The sequence below is a fragment of the Zhongshania guokunii genome (assembly GCF_040892635.1).
GTDB classification, from domain to species: Bacteria; Pseudomonadota; Gammaproteobacteria; order Pseudomonadales; family Spongiibacteraceae; genus Spongiibacter; species Spongiibacter guokunii.
This window is the reverse complement of sequence record NZ_JBFRYA010000001.1, coordinates 516,507-536,605: the sequence shown is the minus strand read 5'-3', so window position 1 is coordinate 536,605 and position 20,099 is coordinate 516,507. Positions and strand designations below refer to the sequence as shown.

Genomic DNA, 20,099 nt, shown 5'->3' with positions numbered 1-20,099 from the left:
TGAATCAGCCCGCGGATTTGAATTTGGCGCATATTTCTGGATTTAAAGCTCCCTCCCAGTAATATTGCCTCGCGCGGACTGGGCCTAGCTCGGTAAGCAGCCCATCTTGATAGCGAAACTGTATGCTACCGTGTTGACCTGTGTGCCAGCAGCGGCTGCCGTGTAGAGCATATCGCTTGCGGACCCCAGCAGTCGGGTGGCCGTAGCTATTGTGTAGGCCTGCCGAAAATACCACCTCGCTTGGCGCAACCGCTGTTATAAACGCGTTAGTCGACGAGGTATTGCTGCCGTGATGAGGAGCAATTAACACCGAGGCCTGCAGACCATTTTGCTTTGCATCCCCCGTAGCAAGGCCCACCTGCCTATTTGGCCTTAACAGCTGTCGCTCGATATCAGCCTCGATATCACCGGTAATTAGCGCTAGCCCCCTACCCCGCGCTTCCGCCCTAACCATCAGCACGCAGGAACTATTGTTACCGATTGCTTTTTTCACGCCGCTATTGCGACCACCAGCCAAGAACTCGAATACAAAACCATCCCAATGCCAACGCTGCCCACGTGCGCATTCCTCACTAGGTACGGCCAAACCGCTAAGTCGCTCGCCCCAAAACACTTTATTCACTGCCATTTTTTCCATCAGTACTGGGGCCGCACCGGCGTGATCTCGGTCTGCATGGCTCAGTACCAGCGTATCGAGGCGATCGATCCCAAGCTTGCGCAGAGCGGGAATCACCACCGCATCAGCGGTATTAAAGCCACTGTTAAAGTCCGGGCCCACATCGTAAAGCAAAGTCTTGGTGCGAGTTTGTAGCAACACCGCCAAACCCTGACCAACATCCAGTACCGTTAGCCACAACTCCCCTTTTGCTGGCCGCGGAACTGGCCAGCAAAACAAGGCCAACAAAGGAACGATTGCCAACCATTTGGCCGGCACCCCCCTCGGCAATAGTAAAATCATGACGGCAATGAAGCCCAAAATAAGCGCCGGCCATGGCGGGTTAAAATGAACTAATGACAACCAATCTGCCAGCCAAACCAAGACTTTGAACAAAATATCGAGCAAGGTATCTGCTACCGAGAACACGTGAGCAGCCAATGAAGGCAGTACTGGATAGAGTATTAATCCGCCGAATAAGGCGGGCAGTATAGCTAGCCCCACCAGCGGAATAGCCACCAAATTAGCAGGTAGGCTCAGGGCACTAAAGCCAAAGCCCCATAAGCCCAGCGCAGGCAACAGCCCCACTATCACCACCCATTGTGAGTGCAACAGACTTAACGAATTGCGCTGACGCTGACCTTGATAAGCCCACAACAATACGCCAACCGCCGCGAATGACAGGCTAAAGCCAATTTGGTGTACCGCAAGTGGGTCTAGCACCAGCACCAAGAGCATCGCCGCCAAATAACCCTGCCAGCGGGAAATATGGCGGCGCAAGCTATACGCCAGCAATGCGGTGGCCGCCATGAGCATGGCGCGCTGGGTCGGCACCGGAAAGCCTGCCATTGCCGAATATACCAGCGCAAAACTGAAGGCGAATACCGGCGCGTTTAAATAAGAGCGCAGCCCCAACAAAGCCATGAGGCGCCCAAAAAACCAGCCCCAAGCCAGTACCATCGCAATATGCATACCGGAAATAGCCATTAAATGACTGGTGCCGGTTTGGCTAAACAGTGTCCACTGAGTGAAACTGATCGCGCTGCGATCGGCAAATAACAGGGCATTCATAACAGAACCATGACGGTATTGGCTGATATAGGCCAGGGGCGCAGCAATCAACTGCTGACGCAGAATTGCTGCAGAAAGCCCTGCGCCGGATAAGCGCGGCGTCGTATCTGGATTGCGCACATAGCCGATCGCCGAGTAACCCGACACAAATAACCAGCGACCATAATCAAATGCGCCGGCCGAGCGATAGCCATGAGGACGTCGTAAGCGCACATCAGCACTGATAAGCTCACCCAATGCCGGTGGCTCGGCGCCATACCAATTAAGGCGCAGGCGGCCCAGCCGCCGTGGAAGCTGCACCGAATTACAACCTTGATCGCCATGATCGCTACAGCTAAGTGGACCGAGTGATACCGCGTCAAAACGATAATACGGGGGATTTGCAAAGCGCTGTTCGGGTACGTTTAACACACGCAATTTAACGGCCAAATCTTTACCTTCCAAGGCGACCGGCAAAAGTTCGGCGTTGCGCCAATAACCGTAGCCACAGGCGTAACCGCCCGCCAATAAAAAAGCTACAAGCGGCCAGCGAATACGCAACGGCAGTAAAAGGCAGAAACCAAATCCGGCCAATGCGCTTCCCACCAGAAATGGCGGTGGCGGCAGGCTGGGCGCAAAAGCTACCGCGACAATTGCCGCAATTGCCGCTGTCATCCATGACAACATGCTGGAGTACCCCGTTCGATACGTGCATAATGGCGCCGCTCCGTGTGCTATGGCATGCGGCTGGATACATTTTAACTGTCACACATGTGAACTAGAATTGAGCGGATGGCTCGTAAATTATTTAAACGTTGGTTACCGACGCCGGAAAAAATGCGCGAGCACCCCTCGGTTCGTATTTTTGGCAGTCTGTTACACGACCCCAATCTTTGGCATTTAAACCGCCGCTCTGTGAGCTTGGCGTTTTTTCTAGGCCTGTTTATTGCGTTTGTGCCTATACCTACGCAAATGCTTCTTGCCGCCCTCGCCGCCATCGTCTTCCGCGCAAACTTACCAATTTCGGTGATGCTGGTCTGGATCACTAACCCGATCACCATGCCTGCTATTTTTTACTTTACCTATAAATTTGGCGCAATGGTAATGGGTGTACCACCCAACTCCTTCCATTTTGAATTGTCGTGGACATGGCTAGCCGAAGAATTTACGTATTTGTGGCGGCCGATGCTAGTTGGTTGCTTCCTCACCGGCTTGCTAGCGGGCCTAGTTGGCGCCGCCAGCATTCATGTTTTATGGCGTGTTCACGTTATTCGGCGCTGGCGCAAACGCCAAGAAAGCCGCCGCAAGCCTTAAGCAAGCAGCAAAAAAGCCTCATCAGCACTCTCAATAAACACTTTCAACCTATTGAAAAATATAACCTTACCTTATTGAAGCCGCTCGCGTTCGAGCTATTTTCTTTCAGATTAACTATTGCGTAAGGCTTCTGCGGGCGCCATCCGAGAGGCCCGCCACGCTGGGTATATCGTTGCCAATAAGCTCATCGCATAGGCCAGACCACACACCGCCAACACATCCGGAATACGAATATCGGCGGGTAAATAATTAATGGGGTAAACATCGCTTTGCAGCAGTTTTAAGCCAAAGAAGCTTTCCACACCCGCCACCACATCGCCAATAACCGCCGCCAACAAAACCCCAAGCACACCGCCAGCAACAGCACCTACCGCACCGATCACCGCGCCATAGCTCAGAAAAATCCGCAGAATATCGCCCTGGCTAGCACCCTGGCTACGCAAAATACCAATATCGGCGCGCTTGTCATTTACGACCATAACCAAGGTCGAAACCACATTAAATACTGCAACCCCAACCACGGCCAATAACATAATCACCACGAGACGACGGGACATTTGAATGGCGTGATACATATTGCCAAACTGCTGACTCCAGTCCTTGAGCATAAAATCTCGGCCGTGCACCGAGGCTAGCTCCCAGGCTATTTGCGGCGCTTCAAACACATCGTTAACCGTCACCCGCAGCGACACAGACGGCGGCTCCACAAATAGCTTGCTCGCTTGATCGATGTGCATCAGGACCATCTGTTGGTCCAGCTCGGTGCCGGTCGCGACTAGCGCGGCCACCTTCATTTGCACAAAGCGCACATTCTGACTGCCGGTGGCTTGAGGCACGCCCAGCGTGACCCGCTCGCCCTGCTCAACCCCGAGGCGCTCGGCCAGTGCCTTGCCAAGGATTACATTTTTGCTGTCTGCGCTCAAAATACTTAAATCAACGTAATCCCGAATATTGGACACCTTGGCTTCCGCGAGCGGCTCTACACCGTAAAATAAGCCAGGCTCGACCAAACCGCCCTTAATCAACATGGCACTGCCCTGCACGAACGGCGCCGTGGCCATTACCGCTGGATGGCGCTCAACATCGTTTTGTAAGGTTTGCCAATCGGTGGTGCCCGACGCCCAGGGTTGCAGGCTAATATGCGGCACTAGCGCTAAAATCCGATTGCGCATTTCTCGATCAAAGCCGTTCATCACCGACAACACCGTAACCAATAGCGCTACGCCAAGGACCAAGCCCACCATAGATAGCCGCGACAGAAACGATACCAACTGATTCCCTGAGCGGTCGGCGCTGTAGCGCAGGCCAATAAACACTGCCAGTGAACGCATCAGGCTGCGGTCTCCTGCAGTCGGCCATCAGCAAGGGTGAGAATTCGATCCATACGGTGCGCCAACTGCATGTCGTGGGTGACAATGACCAAGCTGGTTTGCAGCTCTCTATTTAATTCCAGCAATAATGCTTGTACCGACGCCGCCGTGTCGCCATCCAAATTACCGGTTGGCTCGTCCAGCAACACGCAGGCGGGGCTATTCGCCAAAGCCCGCGCAATCGCCACTCGTTGACGTTCACCGCCAGACAACTGAGCCGGACGGTGTTGCAGGCGATGACCAAGGCCTACCCGCTCTAGCAGTTCAATGCTTTTTGCAAAGGCCTGCGCCCGCTTTTCACCGGCAATCAGCAGCGGCATCGCCGCGTTCTCGAGCGCCGAAAACTCTGCGAGCAAGTGATGAAACTGGTAAACGAAGCCCAACTCGCGATTGCGCAAGCGACTGCGCTCACGATCATTCATTTGCGCAATATCCTTGCCCCGCACCAGCACACTGCCCTGCGATGGGGTGTCTAAGCCGCCCAACATATGCAGCAAGGTAGTTTTACCCGCGCCAGAGGGACCAACAATCGAAATCCGCTCGCCGCGACCGATATCCAAATTAATATCGTTCAAAATCGTCAGCTGTTCTGGGCCCTGAACAAAGCTTTTATGTAAATTGCGGCAGGCCAGAACCGAATCTTCTGGGGTGCTGGGATTATGCATAAATACGACACTCTTTGTTCATAGACAGATTAGTTACATACAATTTAGGCAGATACATTCTATTCATAACGCAGAGCTTCCGCAGGTTGCACTCGGGAGGCCTGCCAAGCGGGATACAGCGTAGCCAGTAAACTAAGCAACAAAGCAAAGCCGCTAACCACGGCCACATCTGACCACTGCAAGTAGGAGGGAAGACGCGTTATGAAATACACCTGGGGATTAAACAGCTGCAAACCGCTCAGCTGTTCTAAAAAAGCGACCACTTCGCCAATATGCTGGGCCAAAGGCACACCAATCAGCAAACCCAAGCCAAGCCCGATTAAACCGGTAGCCATTCCATAAACAATAAAAATGGCCATAATCGAGCCCGGCGTGCTGCCCATAGTACGCAGCACCGCAATAGAGCCCCGTTTAGCAGATACCGCCATACTGAGGATAGAGACTATATTAAAGGCGGCGATGAGCACGATAAACAGCAGTAGCAAACGCACCATTTGCTTTTCCATTTTAACGGCCTGAAACAAGCTGCCTTGGCTGTCGCTCCAGCTCACCGCCACACTGCCCTCTGGCAGCAGCGCTGCTAGCTCCGGCAGTAAATGTGGCGCGGCAAACATATCCGTTAATTGCAGACGAAGACCTTCAACATCGTCGCCAAGCTGATACAGACGCTGAGCGTCGCTGATATGAATAAAGGCACTGGTGGCGTCGAGCTGAGCACCGGCACTGAATACGCCACTGACGATAAACTCCTTCTCACGGGGGTATAAACCAAAGGGGGTAACTGTCACCTTAGGCAGAATTACAGTAACGCCATCGCCAATATTCACCCCGAGCTGACGCGCGAGAATATCGCCAATAATGATTTGGTACTGGCCCGCGTCGCCGCTAAGGTAGTCACCAGCGACCATGTGCTCACCCACCGCCGACACGCCCCGCTCTTGCTCTGGATCAATACCGTACAGTGACACGCCTCGCAAACGCTTAAATACGGCCAACATCGCCTTGCCACCCACATAGGGGGCCACGGCGCTAACTTGTGGATTTTGCTCGACGGTGGCTGCATAGCGCTGCCAATCGCTTAATCGGCGCTGGGGACCTTCGATATAGCCGTGGGGCACTACCGACAAAACCCGCTGCTGCAGCTCGCGTTCAAAGCCGTTCATCACTGCCATGACCACAATTAAGGACACCACGCCAATCAGCATGCCCAGTAGCGAAAACCAAGACACTAGCGACAGGAAACGATCGTTGCCCGAGGCGCGCCGAAAGTAGCGAATACCAATGCGTAAAAATAGGGGAACAGCCATAGGAAGCTAATCGTAATCCACGTCGAAAATCTGCGCCTATACTATCATTGAGCATAGGGATTATGAGAAAACATATTTTGCTATTTGTATTCGCTAAACCAATATTGGATTAGCGTCGGTATAAGAGGTTTTACATGCTATTAATACTTCATCCCAACATCAGCGAGTTAGACCCCGCGTTTATCAAAACCTTGGCCCACCTTAAGCAACTGCCAGACGTAAAAATTAGACAACATCAGGTCAGTGGCCAACTTCAAAATCTCAGGGAGATTTATCTGCTTGGCGACACCCACGCCCTCGATATCGAAGAAATTGAAAGTTTACCGGCGGTAGAGAAAGTAATCCGCATATCCGAAGAATACCGCATACTGGGCCGCCATAAAGACCAGCAGCGCTCCAGTGGATTTCATTATCAGGGCCTGAGTTTCGACCAAGAATCGCTCCACATTTTTGCTGGACTATGCGCGGTAGACAACCCGAAACACGTCGAAGAAATGCTCAAGGCACTGCAGGCCAACGGGCTCAGCTGCACACGCATGGGCGCCTACAAACCCCGCACCAATCCCTATGCATTTCAGGGGCACGGCAAAAGCTGCCTACCTTGGGTATTTGATTTGGCGGGTAAATACGGCATAAAAGTTGTCGCCATGGAAGTGACCCATGAAAGCCATATGCAGGAAATCGACCAAGCCCTTGCAGACGCTGGCAAGCCCTGTGGCGTGATTATGCAGATCGGCACCCGCAACACTCAGAATTTTGAGTTACTCAAGGCCATCGGCCGCCAAAACACCTACCCCGCCTTACTTAAACGCGGCTTCGGTATCACCTTGAATGAATCACTAAACGCAGCGGAATACCTCGCTAGCGAGGGTAATAACCAAGTTATTTTTTGCCTGCGCGGCATGAAAAGTGAATTTGGCGCCCCCCACCGCAATATGGTGGATTTCGCGCAAGTACCGACAGTGAAAAGACTAACCAGAATGCCAGTCTGCATCGACCCCTCCCACTCGGTGGGCAGCCGCGATGTCGCCCCCGACGGAGTTTTAGAACTCTGCCACGCCACCGCTCAAGGTGTGTTAGCCGGCGCCAACATGGTGTTGGTTGATTTTCATCCTGCGCCAACAAAAGCCCTAGTCGACGGACCTCAAGCGCTAACGCTTAATGAACTAGAGCCGTTCTTGAAAGACATGGAAATTGCGAGGAAGGCATATTTGGAGCGAGTTACTGTTTGGCAGGACGCTTGATGGGAGACGGGAGACGCCTTTATTCGCTGCGCTCACTATTCAAAGGCGAGCGCTTGTCATTGCTTAGCGTCTATCGTCTCCCGTCAAGCATTAAGCGATCTCAGCTTGCGTCGTAAAACGTCGTGCTCGATTTATTCCGCGCAGCCGCTGCTGCATCGTTTTCCTCGGTGCATTTCTTCGGGTCATTACCGCACAAGTCACAGATATAGTCAGGGTCGCTCAGTGCAGCGCCAACCCCTCCGCAAGACCCAGCAATGGGCTTGCGACCCATTAAGACTCCAATCGACATTGCGCCGACAATCAGTAGCATCACAAAAAACGCAGCAAATATCGTTGCCATTTTATTTCTCCTGCTCCAGATACGGAGCAAACGCGGAACTGTAGCGGCGGACAAAGCCCGCGTCGCCCTTTTCTATAATATAAACCGGTATGGCCATTTGTTCAGCCAACTTCAGCGCTTTATCAGCGCCCATAACCGAAAACGCAGTGGCCAGCGCATCTGCATAAGCACAAGAGGCGTCCAATACCGTAACCGAGGCCAAATTATGGCTAATCGGCCGCCCTGTATTCGGATCAATGGTGTGCGAGTAACGCACCCCGTCTTCTTCAAAGTAATTGCGATAGTCGCCCGAGGTGGCCACACCAATATTACCTAAGCGGATCGGCGTGGTTTCTGGGTTTTCCACATCGGGATTCTCTACCCCAATTCGCCATTGATCGCCGCGCGGACTCAGGCCCGCGACGCGCATCTCACCGCCAATCTCGACCAAATAGTCCTTGGTACCGAGGGATTCCAGCCATAAAGCGACCACATCAACACCGTAGCCCTTGGCAATAGCCGACAAGTCGATGTGAAGATCTTTATGCTTAAGCACCTTTTTATCGAGGATATCCAGCTCAATTTCACCAAAGCCTACGGTTTCGAGCGCTTTGGCAACAGCCTCATCACTCGGTTTGCCTTCGTGTTTAACGGGCCCAAAGCCCCACAAGTTCACCAGCGGTGCAACCGTAATATCAAACGCGCCATTTGTGACCCAACTCACTTCAGTCGACAATACTAAGATATCGAACAGCATGGGCATGACCGGGTACCACTCATTCACCGGCGCGTCATTTAAACGGTTTAATTCAGAGTCTGGGATGTACGTTGAAGCGAGCTGATTAAACGCCTGCAAGCGCAGGTCCAGCGCCTCCTTAAGGCTGTGCTCCGTCCACTCATCGCTCGGCTGACGCAGAGTGATGTGATAAGTGGTGCCCATGGTACTGCCATTCACTTGTAAAAATGGCGCTTGTTTCGCTGAGCAGCCTACCAAAAACAATAAAAGCAGCACTAAGGCTGCTTTTATTGTGTTGCGAGGCAAATTACCCACCGAAGTCATCGAGAAGTATATTGTCTTGTTCAACACCGAGATCTTCCAACATTTTGATAACAGCCGAGTTCATCATCGGCGGCCCACACATATAGTACTCGCAATCTTCCGGTGCTTCGTGGTCCTTCAGGTAGTTTTCAAACAAGACCTGATGGATAAAGCCGGTCATGCCAGTCCAATTATCTTCAGGCTGGGGATCAGAGAGCGCCAAATGCCACTCAAAGTTCTCATTCTCTGCAGCCAGCTTATCGTACTCTTCTACGTAGAAGGCTTCACGCATAGAGCGAGCGCCGTACCAAAAAGTGATTTTGCGCTTGGTTTTTAAACGCATCAGCTGATCGAAGATATGGGAGCGCATCGGCGCCATACCAGCACCACCGCCGACAAACACCATTTCAGCGTCGGTATCTTTCGCGAAGAACTCACCAAAGGGACCATAAACCTTCACCTTGTCGCCAGGCTTAAGATTAAAGACCCAAGACGACATCTGCCCCGGTGTTAAGGCCAAATTATTTGGTGGTGGCGTCGCCGCGCGAATATTGAACTTAACAATGCCCCGCTCTTCTGGGTAATTGGCCATGGAGTAGGCGCGAATAACCGTCTCTTCCACTTTAGATTCAACATTCAAGAAGCCAAAACGCTCCCAGTCGCCTTTGTATTCAGCCGGAATATCAAAATCCGAATACTTAACATGGTGCGGCGGGCATTCTAGCTGTACATAACCGCCAGCGCGGAAGTTAACGTTCTCACCCTCTGGCAGTTTCAAGGTCAGCTCTTTGATGAAGGTTGCCACATTGGGGTTGGACTCAACAGTACATTCCCACTGTTTAACACCAAAGACGTCCTCTGGCACTTCAATCTTCATATCTTGCTTAACCGGAGTTTGGCAAGACAAACGCCAGCCTTCGCGAGCTTCGCGAGGGCTAAAATGCGCTTCTTCGGTAGCGAGCATCGAGCCGCCGCCGTCGCTAACAATACACTTACACTGGGCGCAGCTACCGCCGCCACCGCAGGCTGAAGCCAAGAACACGCCCTGGCCAGACAAAGTGTTTAATAATTTATCGCCTGCAGGCACGGTAATGGTTTTTTCGCCATTGATCTCGATGGTGACATTGCCGCTGCTGACTAGGCGTGAGCGCGCAAACAAAATAATGCACACCAGCGACAATACAATCGCGGTAAACATGCCCACACCGAGAATAACTACTGTATTCATTAATTCCTCTCCAGTGTTCTCGGTTAGAGATCAATACCGCCGAAGGACATAAAGCCCAACGACATTAAGCCAACAGTGATGAAAGTAATACCGAGACCACGCAGGCCCTCGGGAACATCGCTGTATTTGAGTTTTTCACGGATACCTGCCAGGGCAACAATCGCCAATGCCCAGCCAGTGCCGGCACCCGCGCCGTATACTACCGAGTCGGCAAAGCCGTAGTCGCGCTCAACCATAAACAGCGAGCCACCCATAATTGCGCAGTTAACTGTGATCAACGGCAGGAATACGCCCAGCGCGTTGTAAAGCGCCGGCACGTATTTATCCAATACCATTTCCATAATTTGCACTATGGCAGCGATAACGCCGATATAACTAAGCAAACCGAGAAAGCTCAAATCCACGTCTGGGTAACCGGCCCAAGCCAGTGCGCCTTCGCGGAGCAAATGGTTATAAATTAAGCTATTGACCGGGACGGTCAGCGCCATTACCACGATGACCGCAATACCCAAGCCAATCGCGGCCTGAATTTTTTTGGAAATCGCCAAAAACGTACACATACCCAAGAAAAAGGCCAGCGCCATGTTTTCGATAAACACCGAGCGCACAAATAGGCTTATAAAGTGTTCCATTAGAAAGCCTCCTTAACGCTGCGAGTGTTTTTAGTGATTTTGAATTCTTCCTTTTCCACCTGCTCTGGTTTAGCTGAGCGCAAAACCCAGATAAAAATACCAATCAGGAAGAAGGCGCTTGGTGGCAATAACAACAAACCGTTAGGCACATACCAGCCACCATCAGTAATAAGGGGCAGTATTTCATAACCAAATAATTTGCCAGAACCAAGCAATTCGCGAACCACGGCAATACTAATTAGCACAACACTGTAGCCCAGACCGTTACCAATGCCATCGACAAAGCTTGCCACTGGCGGGTTCTTCATTGCGTAACCTTCGGCGCGGCCCATTACGATACAGTTGGTGATAATCAAACCAACGAATACCGAAAGCTGTTTACTAATAGCAAAGGCGTAGGCCTTTAACAGCTGGTCGACCACGATTACCAGCGAGGCAATAATCACCATCTGCACGATAATACGAATACTGCTCGGGATCTGTTTGCGGATCAGCGATACCGCAAAGCTAGAGCAGGCCGTCACCAAGGTCACAGAAATACACATTACCAGCGTTACTTTAAGGCTGGAGGTCACCGCCAAGGCCGAGCAGATACCGAGTATCTGCAGCGCGATGGGGTTGTTCTGTAAAATTGGCTTGCTTAGGGCTTCTCTCATTGTCGACATGGCTTATGCCTCCCCTGAACGCAAGTTGCTTAAAAAAGATTTATAACCCAGCTCACCCATCCAGAAGCGCAGCAAATTGCTAACACCGCGGCTGGTTAACGTCGCACCAGAAAGTGCATCCACCTTGTTTTCGGCATTAGGTGTGCTGCTGTCTACATTGCCTTTGACCAGTTCAATAGCAACATCGCCATCACTGTAGATCTCTTTACCAGGCCAAATCGCCTTCCACTTTGGATTGTCGACTTCGCCACCCAATCCAGGCGTTTCGCCGTGATCGTAAAAACCTAAGCCCGCAACAGTATTGAAATCATTTTCCAATGCCAGAAAGCCGTAAAGTGTTGACCACAAGCCGTAGCCGCGAACCGGCAAAATCACCTTATCGTATTTGCCATCTTTCTCTATCAAATACACCATAGCGAAGTTTTCACGACGGCGAATTTTGGCGAGATCGTCATCACCCAGCGCAATTGAAGTCGCTGAATCTTTGGCCACTTTAGCTTGCTCAAAACCTTTTATAGCTAACTCATCGGTAAACTTACCGGTTTCTAAGTCAACAATTTTAGTCGTGACCTGCTTAAACTGCTCCTCGACACTTTCACCGGGGACTAGCAGTCCAGCCGCCGCCAAGATATTGGCTTTGCGGTCTAGAGCTTTATTGATTACTTGCGCCGGTTTCAGCATAACTGCCGCGCTGGCAACAACCAGAGCGCAGACAATACACAGGGTAACGGCAACCAGCAGCGTTCTTGGGATACTGTCGTTATTAGCCACGTGCCAACCTCCGCTTGATATTTGCCTGCACCACAAAATGATCGATTAGCGGCGCGAATAAGTTAGCGAACAAAATTGCCAACATCATGCCCTCTGGGAAAGCGGGATTAACTACGCGAATCAACACCACCATACAACCGATCAAGGCGCCAAAAATCCATTTACCAGTATTGGTCATCGACGATGACACAGGGTCAGTCGCCATAAACATCATACCGAAAGCAAAGCCGCCCAATACCAGATGCCAATGCCAAGGCATGGCCATCATTAAATTGTCGCTCTGCATGGAGTTGAACAGCATCGACAGGCCAAACATACCGATCAACACACCAACCACGATGCGCCATGAGGCAATGCCGGTCCACAAAAGTACGCCGCCACCCAGGAAAATTGCCAAGGTTGACACTTCACCCATTGAGCCGTGCATATTGCCGAGGAAGGCGTCCATCCACGTCATCTTTTCTTGCAAAACCGCCATACCATCGCTGGCTACGACAGACAGCGGTGTTGCGCCGGTAAAGCCGTCAACGGCCGTCCATACTGCGTCACCAGACATCTGCGCGGGGTACGCGAAGAAGAGGAACGCGCGGCCCGCTAAAGCGGGGTTTAAGAAGTTTTTGCCGGTGCCGCCGAATACTTCTTTGGCAATAACCACACCAAAGCTGATACCCAAGGCAACCTGCCACAGAGGAATACTCGGCGGGCAAATCAGGGCAAAAAGAATTGAAGTAACAAAGAAGCCTTCATTAACTTCGTGGCCACGCTTCATGGCAAACAGTACTTCCCAGAAACCGCCAACAATAAATGTTACGGCGTAAACCGGAATGAAATACCAAAAGCCGTGCCAGAAATTATCCCAGAGGCTGGCAGGATCGTATCCGGCCATCATTGAGATCATGGCATGACGCCAGCCTTCACCGGCGGCGATGCCAGAGTCCAGCATAATTTGGTTGGCCTGAAAGCCGATATTCCACATACCGTAGAACATCGCCGGAAACGCGCAAAACCAAACGGTAATCATAATTCGCTTTAGATCGACACCATCGCGAACGTGAGCATTGCTTTTAGTGACGCTAGATGGCGAATAAAAAATAGTGTCCGCAGCTTCGTACAGCGCGTACCATTTTTCATAGCGACCGCCTTTCTCGAAATGCGGCTCCATATCGTCAAGAATTTTTCTCAGCCCCATAACTTAACCCTCTTTCTCTATGCGGCTTAAATTGTCGCGAAGGATCGGGCCGAACTCATATTTGCCTGGGCAAACATAAGTACACAGCGCGAGGTCTTCCTCGTCCAACTCTAAACATCCCAAGGACTGCGCCATCTGGGTATCGCCCACGATGATTGACCGCAGTAACTGAGTCGGCAAAATGTCCAGCGGCATTACGCGTTCATAAGCGCCAACCGGCACCATAGCGCGCTCACTGCCATTGGTATTCGTGGTGTAAGCAATTGGCTTCTTAAAAAATTGCGAAATATAAATTCGCAATGCCGAATGCTTGTTTACGCCAGGTGACAACCAGCCCATAAAGTCGCGCTGGGTTCCTTCGGCAAGCACCGTCACTTGATTGTGATAGCGGCCAAGGAAGGCGCCCGCGCCGCGCGCGGTGCGACCGCCCAGCACTGAGCCGGAAATAATACGGTTGTTGCCCGGCCGAACCTGGCCCGCACACAACTCTTCTAGACTTACGCCAAGACGAGTGCGAATTAAACGCGGCTTTTCTACTTGAGGGCCAGCCAGGGCCACCACGCGATCAGTGCTTAGCATGCCCGTAGTGAACAATCTGCCCACGGCAATCACATCTTGATAGCCAATAGTCCACACCACTTTAGTAGCGCTAGCGCCTTCTAAAAAGTGAATATGGGTGCCAGCCAAGCCAGCGGGATGCACGCCGCCAAATTCTGCTACGCGCAATTGCTCGTTATCCAAACTTGGCACTGAGCTGCCTGGCGCGACACATAAGTGGACTTTGCCGTCAGTCAGGCGACACAGTAATTCCAAGCCATTAGTGAAATCGCTTTCGGCATCGGCAATCACAACTGCGGGATCTGCCGCTAAGGGGTGAGTGTCGATTGCGGTTACGAAAATTGCCGCTGGCTTACTACCGATTGCCGGTACCTTGCTGTACGGGCGTGTCCGTAATGCTGTCCACAAGCCCGATTGCTGAAGATTCTCAGCAACCTGCTCGGCGCTCAGGCCACTGAGGGCGGCAGCATCGTATTTGCTAAAAGTTTCGTACTCATCGTCTTCGACGTCGATGACCACCGACTGCAACACCCGCTTCTCGCCGCGATTTACTGCGGAAATCAAGCCAGTTGCTGGCGCAGTGTAGCGCACGCCGGGGGTTTTCTTGTCGGTGAAGAGTAACTGTCCGGTTTTAACCCGATCGCCGACTTTAACTGCCATGGTAGGTTTCATACCAAGATAGTCAAAGCCCAGCACCGCTACCGCTCGCACTTTTGAGCCAGGCTCAATATGCTGATCGGGCGCACCGGATATGGGCAGATCCAAGCCCTTGTTAATTTTGATCATAAGGCTGCCTAACACTCTTATGGTTGAACGCGAAATTGCAAATCTGCGTAAATTCCGGCGCGGAAACGCCCCGGGAGTAACACACGGACTGTGTGACCAGCCGTGCGCCTCAAAAACTGCGGCAAGTATAAAGACTCGCCGAACTGCTTACCACTGAAAGACCAGGATATCGGTGGTAAGCAGAAACATTTATGGTCAGGGCTGACCGAAACTCAAACCAGCCCGCCCCACTCAATCCTGGGGATAAACCGCGTACTCAACACCAGCCATTTTCTCTAGCACGCGGTGAACCTGGCAGCTATAGCCAAATTCATTATCGTACCAGCAATACAGAATGGCGCTTTTACCATTCACGATCGTGGCTTCACTGTCGAATACACAGGCGTGACGTGAGCCCACAAAGTCGCTAGACACAACTTCAGGCGAGTTAGAGTAGTCAATTTGCTTACGCAGTGGCGAGTGCAAAGCTACTTTACGCATAAACTCGTTAAGCTCTTCCTTGGTGGTCTCTGTCTTCAAGTTCAGCTTGAGAATGGCCAGTGACACATTAGGCGTTGGCACTCGAATCGCGTTGCCACTCAATTTGCCCAACATCGCCGGTAATACTTTACCAACCGCCTTGGCGGCACCGGTTTCAGAAATAACCATGTTTAGCGGTGCACTGCGACCACGACGATCACCTTTGTGGTAATTGTCGATTAGATTCTGGTCATTGGTGTAAGAGTGAACGGTTTCAACGTGGCCATTCTCAACGCCAAACTTGTCGTCCAGCACTTTAAGTGGCGGTGCAATAGCATTGGTGGTACAGCTAGCCGCGGAAATAATAGTGTCTTCAGGCAGAATTTGATCACTATTAACACCGTGTACGATATTCTTCATATCGCCTTTACCCGGCGCGGTCAATATAACCTTGGCGATGCCAGGGCGACCAAGATGTGTAGATAAACCCTCTACATCACGCCATTTTCCGGTGTTATCAACTAAAATAGCGTCGTTGATGCCGTAGGCAGTGTAATCGACTTCTTCCGGTGAATTAGCGTAAATCACCTTCACTTCTACGCCATTGGCAACGAAGGACTGGCGCTCTTCATCAACACGGATAGTGCCATTGAAAGGACCGTGAACGGAGTCACGACGGAGCAAGCTAACCCGTTTAACCAAATCGTTTTCAGCGCCGCCGTGACGGACAACAACCGCACGCAGACGCAAGTTAGCACCGCCACCGGCCTTTTCAATTAACAGGCGAGCAACTAAGCGGCCAATACGGCCAAAGCCGTACAGCACCACGTCGCGCGATGGACGCCCCGGATCTTTGGCACCGCCAATCAGGTTTTCTACCTGACTGCGAACAAAGTCTTCTACCGACAAACCGGCAGCCTTACCGCTCTCTTCATAAGACACAGCAATCCGACCCGCATCAATATGCGCAGTGCCGAGATCTAACGTGGCGAGAGCTTGGATAATTGGGAAGGTTTCAAATTCTGAAATTTCGTTTTGCTCAACCTGCCGCACAAAGCGGTGGGCCTGCATGATATCTAGCACCGAAAGGTTGACCAGATTCTTTCCATAGATGTAGGTTTTAACGTTGTTGCTGCGGTATAGCTTACCAATCAGAGGGATCATTCCCTCAGCTAACGCTTCGCGTTCTTTCCAATCGGCGAAGTAATCATCAGGACGCTCACGTCTTCTTTCAGTCACGGCAGGTACCCTTTGCTTTAGGGGGGGATAAATTTGAGGGCGTATTATCTTTATTACTGAGCCCAAGTTCAACCGCCCATCGCGATCTACGCAATGTAATAACTACCAATAGCGGGTTACAATGCGTCATTTAACGCAGACTAAAGCTGAATCCCTCTACTGTGATTGAATTACCAAGCATTAAATTCCCCGCCAACGCGGGCGTAATCCGCTGGGGTCAGTGCCCCCCAGCGAGCCACGGCTTAGTTGCCGCAGAGCTTGCCCGCGCCCTAGACGCACCCCTACTGGTACTGACCGCCGACACCGCCACGGCGTATCAACTAGAACAGAACCTACGGTTTTTTGCCGCTGAGCTCACAGTGAGTTTATTGCCCGACTGGGAAACCCTGCCCTACGACAACTTCTCTCCCCACGAGGATATTGTTTCAGAGCGACTGCGGACCCTCAGCGAACTGCCCACCATGGGCAAGGGTATACTCGTCGCGCCCATTAGCACTTTGATGCAGCGCATTGCGCCGCCAGATTACGTGCGCAAGCACAGCTTGGTACTCAAGCGCGGCCAAGTCATCGACATTAGCGAGTTTCGGCGCGAACTAGAAAAAAGTGGTTACCGCCACGTAGACACGGTTTACCAGCACGGCGAATACGCCAGCCGCGGTGCGATTATTGATATATTTCCAATGGGCAGCGAGGCGCCCTATCGGCTAGATTTGCTCGACATGGAAATCGACAGCCTGCGCAGTTTCGACCCCGAGACGCAGCGCGGCCTCGAATCGGTCACCAGCATAAGTTTGCTACCCGGCAAGGAAGTACCCTTAGACGACGATGGCATTGCCCTATTTCGCCGCAACTGGCACGAGCGCTTCAACGTCGATCACCGCAAATGTCCGGTCTACCAAGACGTGAGCGACGGTATTGCACCCTCGGGGATTGAGTATTACCTGCCCTTGTTTTTCAGTGAAACTGGCACCCTGTTTGACTATCTGCCCGAGAACACCCATGTTTTAAATACGGCGGGTATTGAAGGTGCGGCGGAGCATTATTGGCAAGATATTCAGCAGCGCTATGAACAGCGCATTGGCGATTTACAGCGGCCAGTATTACCCCCTGCCTTGGTATTCCAACCCGTGCCGGAGTTATTTGCCAGCCTCAAACGCTATCCCCGTGTCGCTTTGAGCGAAGCCGCCATTCCCAGCGCTACCGGCAATGAGAACTTCCCCTTTGAGCTGGCGCCGTCTTTAACGATAGATGCTAAACACAGCGACCCTATTAGTGCACTGCGCAGCTATAGCGGCGCCCGGAAAGTGATGCTCTGCGCCGAATCAGCGGGCCGCCGCGAAGCGCTTATCGACCTCCTCGGTCGCCACAAACTTAAACCCAAGCCATTCAACGGCTGGCGAGAATTCGCCGACAGCAACGCCAAGCTCGGCATTACCATCGCCCCTCTAGACGAGGGCATTGCCGGCAGCAAACCTGAGCCCTTTGCCTTAGTAGCCGAATCTCAACTCTTCGGCAAGCGCGTATCCCAGAGTCGGCGCCGTAAAAAAGCCGCTATCAGCACCGCCGAGAGCGTAGTTAAAAATCTGGCCGAGCTGCGCATCGGTGCGCCGGTGGTTCACGCCGACCACGGTGTGGGCCGCTATCTTGGCTTGCAATCGCTCAATATCGACAATCAAGCCAGTGAATTTTTAGCGCTGGAATACGCAGACAGCGCCAAACTTTATGTGCCGGTAACATCACTGCAGCTGATTAGCCGCTACAGTGGCGCCGACGACGACACCGCGCCACTGCATCGCCTTGGCACCGAACAATGGAGCAAGGCCAAGCGTAAAGCGGCCGAGAAAATTCGGGACGTCGCCGCCGAGCTACTCGATATATACGCTCGCCGTGAAGCCCGTGAAGGTCGCGCGTTTGAGCTCAGCGACGAAGACTATTATCAATTTGCCGACGCATTCCCCTTCGAGGAAACCCCAGACCAGCAAGCCGCGATCGAGGCCGTGGTCAGCGACCTTAAATCGCCGCGCCCCATGGACAGACTAGTCTGTGGTGACGTGGGCTTTGGCAAAACCGAGGTCGCGGTACGCGCCGCCTTTGTCGCGGTACAAAACGGCACCCAAGTTGCCATTTTGGTGCCCACTACCCTGCTCGCCCAACAGCATTTTGAATCCTTTCGCGACCGCTTCGCCGACTGGCCGGTTAATATCGAAGTATTGTCACGCTTCAGAAGCGCCGCCGAACAAAAAGGCGTTATTGCCGAGCTCCACGCCGGCAAAGTCGACATTTTAATTGGCACCCATAAATTGCTCAGCAACGACATTCACTACAAAAACCTTGGCTTAGTGATTATCGACGAAGAGCACCGCTTTGGGGTTCGCCAAAAAGAAGCGCTCAAAGCCCTACGCGCCGAAGTAGATGTGCTAACCATGACCGCCACCCCTATTCCTCGCACATTGAACATGTCGATGGCCGGCATTCGCGACCTATCTATAATCGCCACCCCGCCGGCGCGGCGCTTGTCGGTAAAAACCTTTGTACGGGAATCAGACAAGGGACTAATCAAAGAAGCCATTCTGCGCGAGATCTTGCGCGGCGGTCAGGTGTATTACCTGCACAACGAAGTTAAAACCATTGAAAAAGTCGCTCGCGACTTAGAGGAAATGATTCCAGAGCTACGTATCGGCGTCGGCCACGGCCAAATGCGCGAGCGCGAGCTGGAACAGGTAATGAGCGATTTCTACCACAAGCGCCACAATGTACTGGTTTGCTCTACCATCATCGAGACGGGTATCGACGTACCCAATGCCAACACCATTATTATTGATCGCGCCGATAAATTCGGCCTCGCCCAACTCCACCAGTTGCGGGGCCGCGTTGGGCGCTCGCACCACCAAGCCTACGCGTATTTATTAACACCGCCAGTAAAGCAGCTCACTGGTGACGCGCAAAAACGCCTGCTTGCCATTAGCGAAGCCGACACTTTGGGCGCGGGTTTTACCCTCGCCACCCAAGACATGGAAATTCGCGGCGCTGGCGAATTACTTGGTGAGGGCCAAAGCGGGCAAATTCATTCGATTGGCTTCACCTTGTATATGGACATGCTCGACCGCGCAGTTAACGCCATAAAGCAGGGCAAAAAAATCAACCTTGAAAATAATGCCGAAGATCATATCGAAGTGAATTTACGCCTGCCGGCACTGATCCCCGACGATTATCTACCCGATGTTCAGAGCCGACTCATGCTCTACAAACGCATTGCTGGCGCCAACAATAGCCACGAACTGCGCGAGCTCCAAGTGGAAATGATCGATCGCTTCGGTCTTCTACCAGACCAAGTTAAAAACCTGTTCCGCTGCGCCGAGATACGCCTGCATGCCGCGGCACTTGGTCTCAGTAAAATCGAAGCTTCAAATCAAGGCGGACGGGTGGAATTTGCCGAAGACACCCAGGTACACCCATTGAACATAGTAAAGCTAGTGCAAACCGCACCGGCCAGTTATCAGCTCGACGGCGCCAATGCGTTAAAATTCAAACAAGCGCTGATCGAACCACAGCAGCGCTTTGAGTTTGTCGAAACCCTGCTCGCCAAACTGGAAGCCAAGCACTAGAACT

16 protein-coding genes are annotated in these 20,099 nt (G+C 52.2%); 3 read left to right on the top strand and 13 right to left on the bottom strand.

What is annotated here, in order from left to right:
* Nucleotides 1-4: 4 nt before the first annotated feature.
* Nucleotides 5-2,392, bottom strand: a complete 2,388-nt coding sequence (locus tag AB4876_RS02465; RefSeq protein ID WP_368380058.1) for a DNA internalization-related competence protein ComEC/Rec2 — start codon at nt 2,390-2,392, stop codon at nt 5-7.
* 105 nt (nt 2,393-2,497) lie between these two features.
* Between AB4876_RS02465 and AB4876_RS02460 the strand changes: the two genes are divergently transcribed.
* Nucleotides 2,498-3,019 carry a DUF2062 domain-containing protein gene (locus AB4876_RS02460; RefSeq protein WP_368380057.1) on the top strand — a complete coding sequence of 174 codons (522 nt, stop codon included), beginning with the start codon at nt 2,498-2,500 and terminating at the stop codon, nt 3,017-3,019.
* A gap of 110 nt (nt 3,020-3,129) precedes the next feature.
* On the opposite strand, the gene AB4876_RS02455 is transcribed toward AB4876_RS02460, so the two are convergent.
* The 3 genes from AB4876_RS02455 to AB4876_RS02445 are packed head-to-tail and all read right to left on the bottom strand — an operon-like array spanning nt 3,130 to nt 6,361.
* A complete protein-coding gene (locus tag AB4876_RS02455) occupies nt 3,130-4,350 on the bottom strand; it encodes a lipoprotein-releasing ABC transporter permease subunit (RefSeq protein WP_368380056.1) in 1,221 nt (406 codons plus the stop codon).
* A complete protein-coding gene (gene lolD, locus AB4876_RS02450; protein ID WP_368380055.1) occupies nt 4,350-5,054 on the bottom strand; it encodes a lipoprotein-releasing ABC transporter ATP-binding protein LolD in 705 nt (234 codons plus the stop codon). Before lolD ends, AB4876_RS02455 begins: the two co-directional genes overlap by 1 nt.
* A gap of 59 nt (nt 5,055-5,113) precedes the next feature.
* Nucleotides 5,114-6,361 carry a lipoprotein-releasing ABC transporter permease subunit gene (locus tag AB4876_RS02445; RefSeq protein ID WP_368380054.1) on the bottom strand — a complete coding sequence of 416 codons (1,248 nt, stop codon included), beginning with the start codon at nt 6,359-6,361 and terminating at the stop codon, nt 5,114-5,116.
* A gap of 134 nt (nt 6,362-6,495) precedes the next feature.
* Between AB4876_RS02445 and AB4876_RS02440 the strand changes: the two genes are divergently transcribed.
* On the top strand, nt 6,496-7,605 hold the full coding sequence (locus AB4876_RS02440) for a 3-deoxy-7-phosphoheptulonate synthase (RefSeq protein WP_368380053.1): 1,110 nt from the start codon (nt 6,496-6,498) through the stop codon (nt 7,603-7,605).
* Between the two features lie 100 nt (nt 7,606-7,705).
* On the opposite strand, the gene nqrM is transcribed toward AB4876_RS02440, so the two are convergent.
* The 9 genes from nqrM to AB4876_RS02395 all read right to left on the bottom strand — a co-directional run bounded on the left by nqrM (nt 7,706) and on the right by AB4876_RS02395 (nt 16,490).
* Nucleotides 7,706-7,945 (bottom strand): (Na+)-NQR maturation NqrM, encoded by a 240-nt coding sequence (nqrM, locus tag AB4876_RS02435; protein ID WP_008247660.1) that lies wholly within the window; start codon nt 7,943-7,945, stop codon nt 7,706-7,708.
* Nucleotide 7,946: 1 nt separating this feature from the next.
* Nucleotides 7,947-9,008, bottom strand: a complete 1,062-nt coding sequence (locus AB4876_RS02430) for an FAD:protein FMN transferase (RefSeq protein WP_368380052.1) — start codon at nt 9,006-9,008, stop codon at nt 7,947-7,949.
* Nucleotides 8,968-10,191, bottom strand: coding sequence for an NADH:ubiquinone reductase (Na(+)-transporting) subunit F (nqrF, locus tag AB4876_RS02425; RefSeq protein ID WP_368380051.1), 1,224 nt, complete (start codon nt 10,189-10,191; stop codon nt 8,968-8,970). The genes AB4876_RS02430 and nqrF overlap by 41 nt, the downstream gene beginning before the upstream one ends.
* 23 nt (nt 10,192-10,214) lie before the next feature.
* Nucleotides 10,215-10,823: an NADH:ubiquinone reductase (Na(+)-transporting) subunit E gene (nqrE, locus tag AB4876_RS02420; protein WP_008247650.1), complete on the bottom strand. Its 609-nt coding sequence runs from the start codon at nt 10,821-10,823 to the stop codon at nt 10,215-10,217.
* Nucleotides 10,823-11,488, bottom strand: coding sequence for an NADH:ubiquinone reductase (Na(+)-transporting) subunit D (locus AB4876_RS02415; RefSeq protein WP_368380050.1), 666 nt, complete (start codon nt 11,486-11,488; stop codon nt 10,823-10,825). Before AB4876_RS02415 ends, nqrE begins: the two co-directional genes overlap by 1 nt.
* A 3-nt stretch (nt 11,489-11,491) precedes the next feature.
* The gene (locus tag AB4876_RS02410; RefSeq protein WP_008247647.1) at nt 11,492-12,259 is read right to left on the bottom strand and encodes a Na(+)-translocating NADH-quinone reductase subunit C; all 768 of its coding nucleotides are present in this window, start codon (nt 12,257-12,259) and stop codon (nt 11,492-11,494) included.
* A complete protein-coding gene (locus tag AB4876_RS02405) occupies nt 12,252-13,448 on the bottom strand; it encodes an NADH:ubiquinone reductase (Na(+)-transporting) subunit B (protein WP_368380049.1) in 1,197 nt (398 codons plus the stop codon). Before AB4876_RS02405 ends, AB4876_RS02410 begins: the two co-directional genes overlap by 8 nt.
* A 3-nt stretch (nt 13,449-13,451) precedes the next feature.
* The gene (locus AB4876_RS02400) at nt 13,452-14,792 is read right to left on the bottom strand and encodes a Na(+)-translocating NADH-quinone reductase subunit A (RefSeq protein ID WP_368380048.1); all 1,341 of its coding nucleotides are present in this window, start codon (nt 14,790-14,792) and stop codon (nt 13,452-13,454) included.
* Between the two features lie 231 nt (nt 14,793-15,023).
* Nucleotides 15,024-16,490, bottom strand: a complete 1,467-nt coding sequence (locus AB4876_RS02395; protein WP_368380047.1) for a glyceraldehyde-3-phosphate dehydrogenase — start codon at nt 16,488-16,490, stop codon at nt 15,024-15,026.
* A 161-nt stretch (nt 16,491-16,651) separates the two neighbouring features.
* On the opposite strand from AB4876_RS02395, the gene mfd reads away from it, so the two are divergent.
* On the top strand, nt 16,652-20,095 hold the full coding sequence (mfd, locus tag AB4876_RS02390) for a transcription-repair coupling factor (RefSeq protein WP_368380046.1): 3,444 nt from the start codon (nt 16,652-16,654) through the stop codon (nt 20,093-20,095).
* The last annotated feature ends 4 nt before the right edge of the window (nt 20,096-20,099 follow it).

Excerpts from the sequence above, each read along its gene's own strand:
- AB4876_RS02465 (WP_368380058.1), bottom strand. The coding sequence starts at position 2,392 with ATGTTGTCATGGATGACAGCGGCAATTGCGGCAATTGTCGCGGTAGCT.
- AB4876_RS02460 (WP_368380057.1), top strand. The coding sequence starts at position 2,498 with ATGGCTCGTAAATTATTTAAACGTTGGTTACCGACGCCGGAAAAAATG.
- AB4876_RS02455 (WP_368380056.1), bottom strand. The coding sequence starts at position 4,350 with ATGCGTTCACTGGCAGTGTTTATTGGCCTGCGCTACAGCGCCGACCGC.
- lolD (WP_368380055.1), bottom strand. The coding sequence starts at position 5,054 with ATGCATAATCCCAGCACCCCAGAAGATTCGGTTCTGGCCTGCCGCAAT.
- AB4876_RS02445 (WP_368380054.1), bottom strand. The coding sequence starts at position 6,361 with ATGGCTGTTCCCCTATTTTTACGCATTGGTATTCGCTACTTTCGGCGC.
- AB4876_RS02440 (WP_368380053.1), top strand. The coding sequence starts at position 6,496 with ATGCTATTAATACTTCATCCCAACATCAGCGAGTTAGACCCCGCGTTT.
- nqrM (WP_008247660.1), bottom strand. The coding sequence starts at position 7,945 with ATGGCAACGATATTTGCTGCGTTTTTTGTGATGCTACTGATTGTCGGC.
- nqrF (WP_368380051.1), bottom strand. The coding sequence starts at position 10,191 with ATGAATACAGTAGTTATTCTCGGTGTGGGCATGTTTACCGCGATTGTA.
- nqrE (WP_008247650.1), bottom strand. The coding sequence starts at position 10,823 with ATGGAACACTTTATAAGCCTATTTGTGCGCTCGGTGTTTATCGAAAAC.
- AB4876_RS02415 (WP_368380050.1), bottom strand. The coding sequence starts at position 11,488 with ATGTCGACAATGAGAGAAGCCCTAAGCAAGCCAATTTTACAGAACAAC.
- AB4876_RS02405 (WP_368380049.1), bottom strand. The coding sequence starts at position 13,448 with ATGGGGCTGAGAAAAATTCTTGACGATATGGAGCCGCATTTCGAGAAA.
- AB4876_RS02400 (WP_368380048.1), bottom strand. The coding sequence starts at position 14,792 with ATGATCAAAATTAACAAGGGCTTGGATCTGCCCATATCCGGTGCGCCC.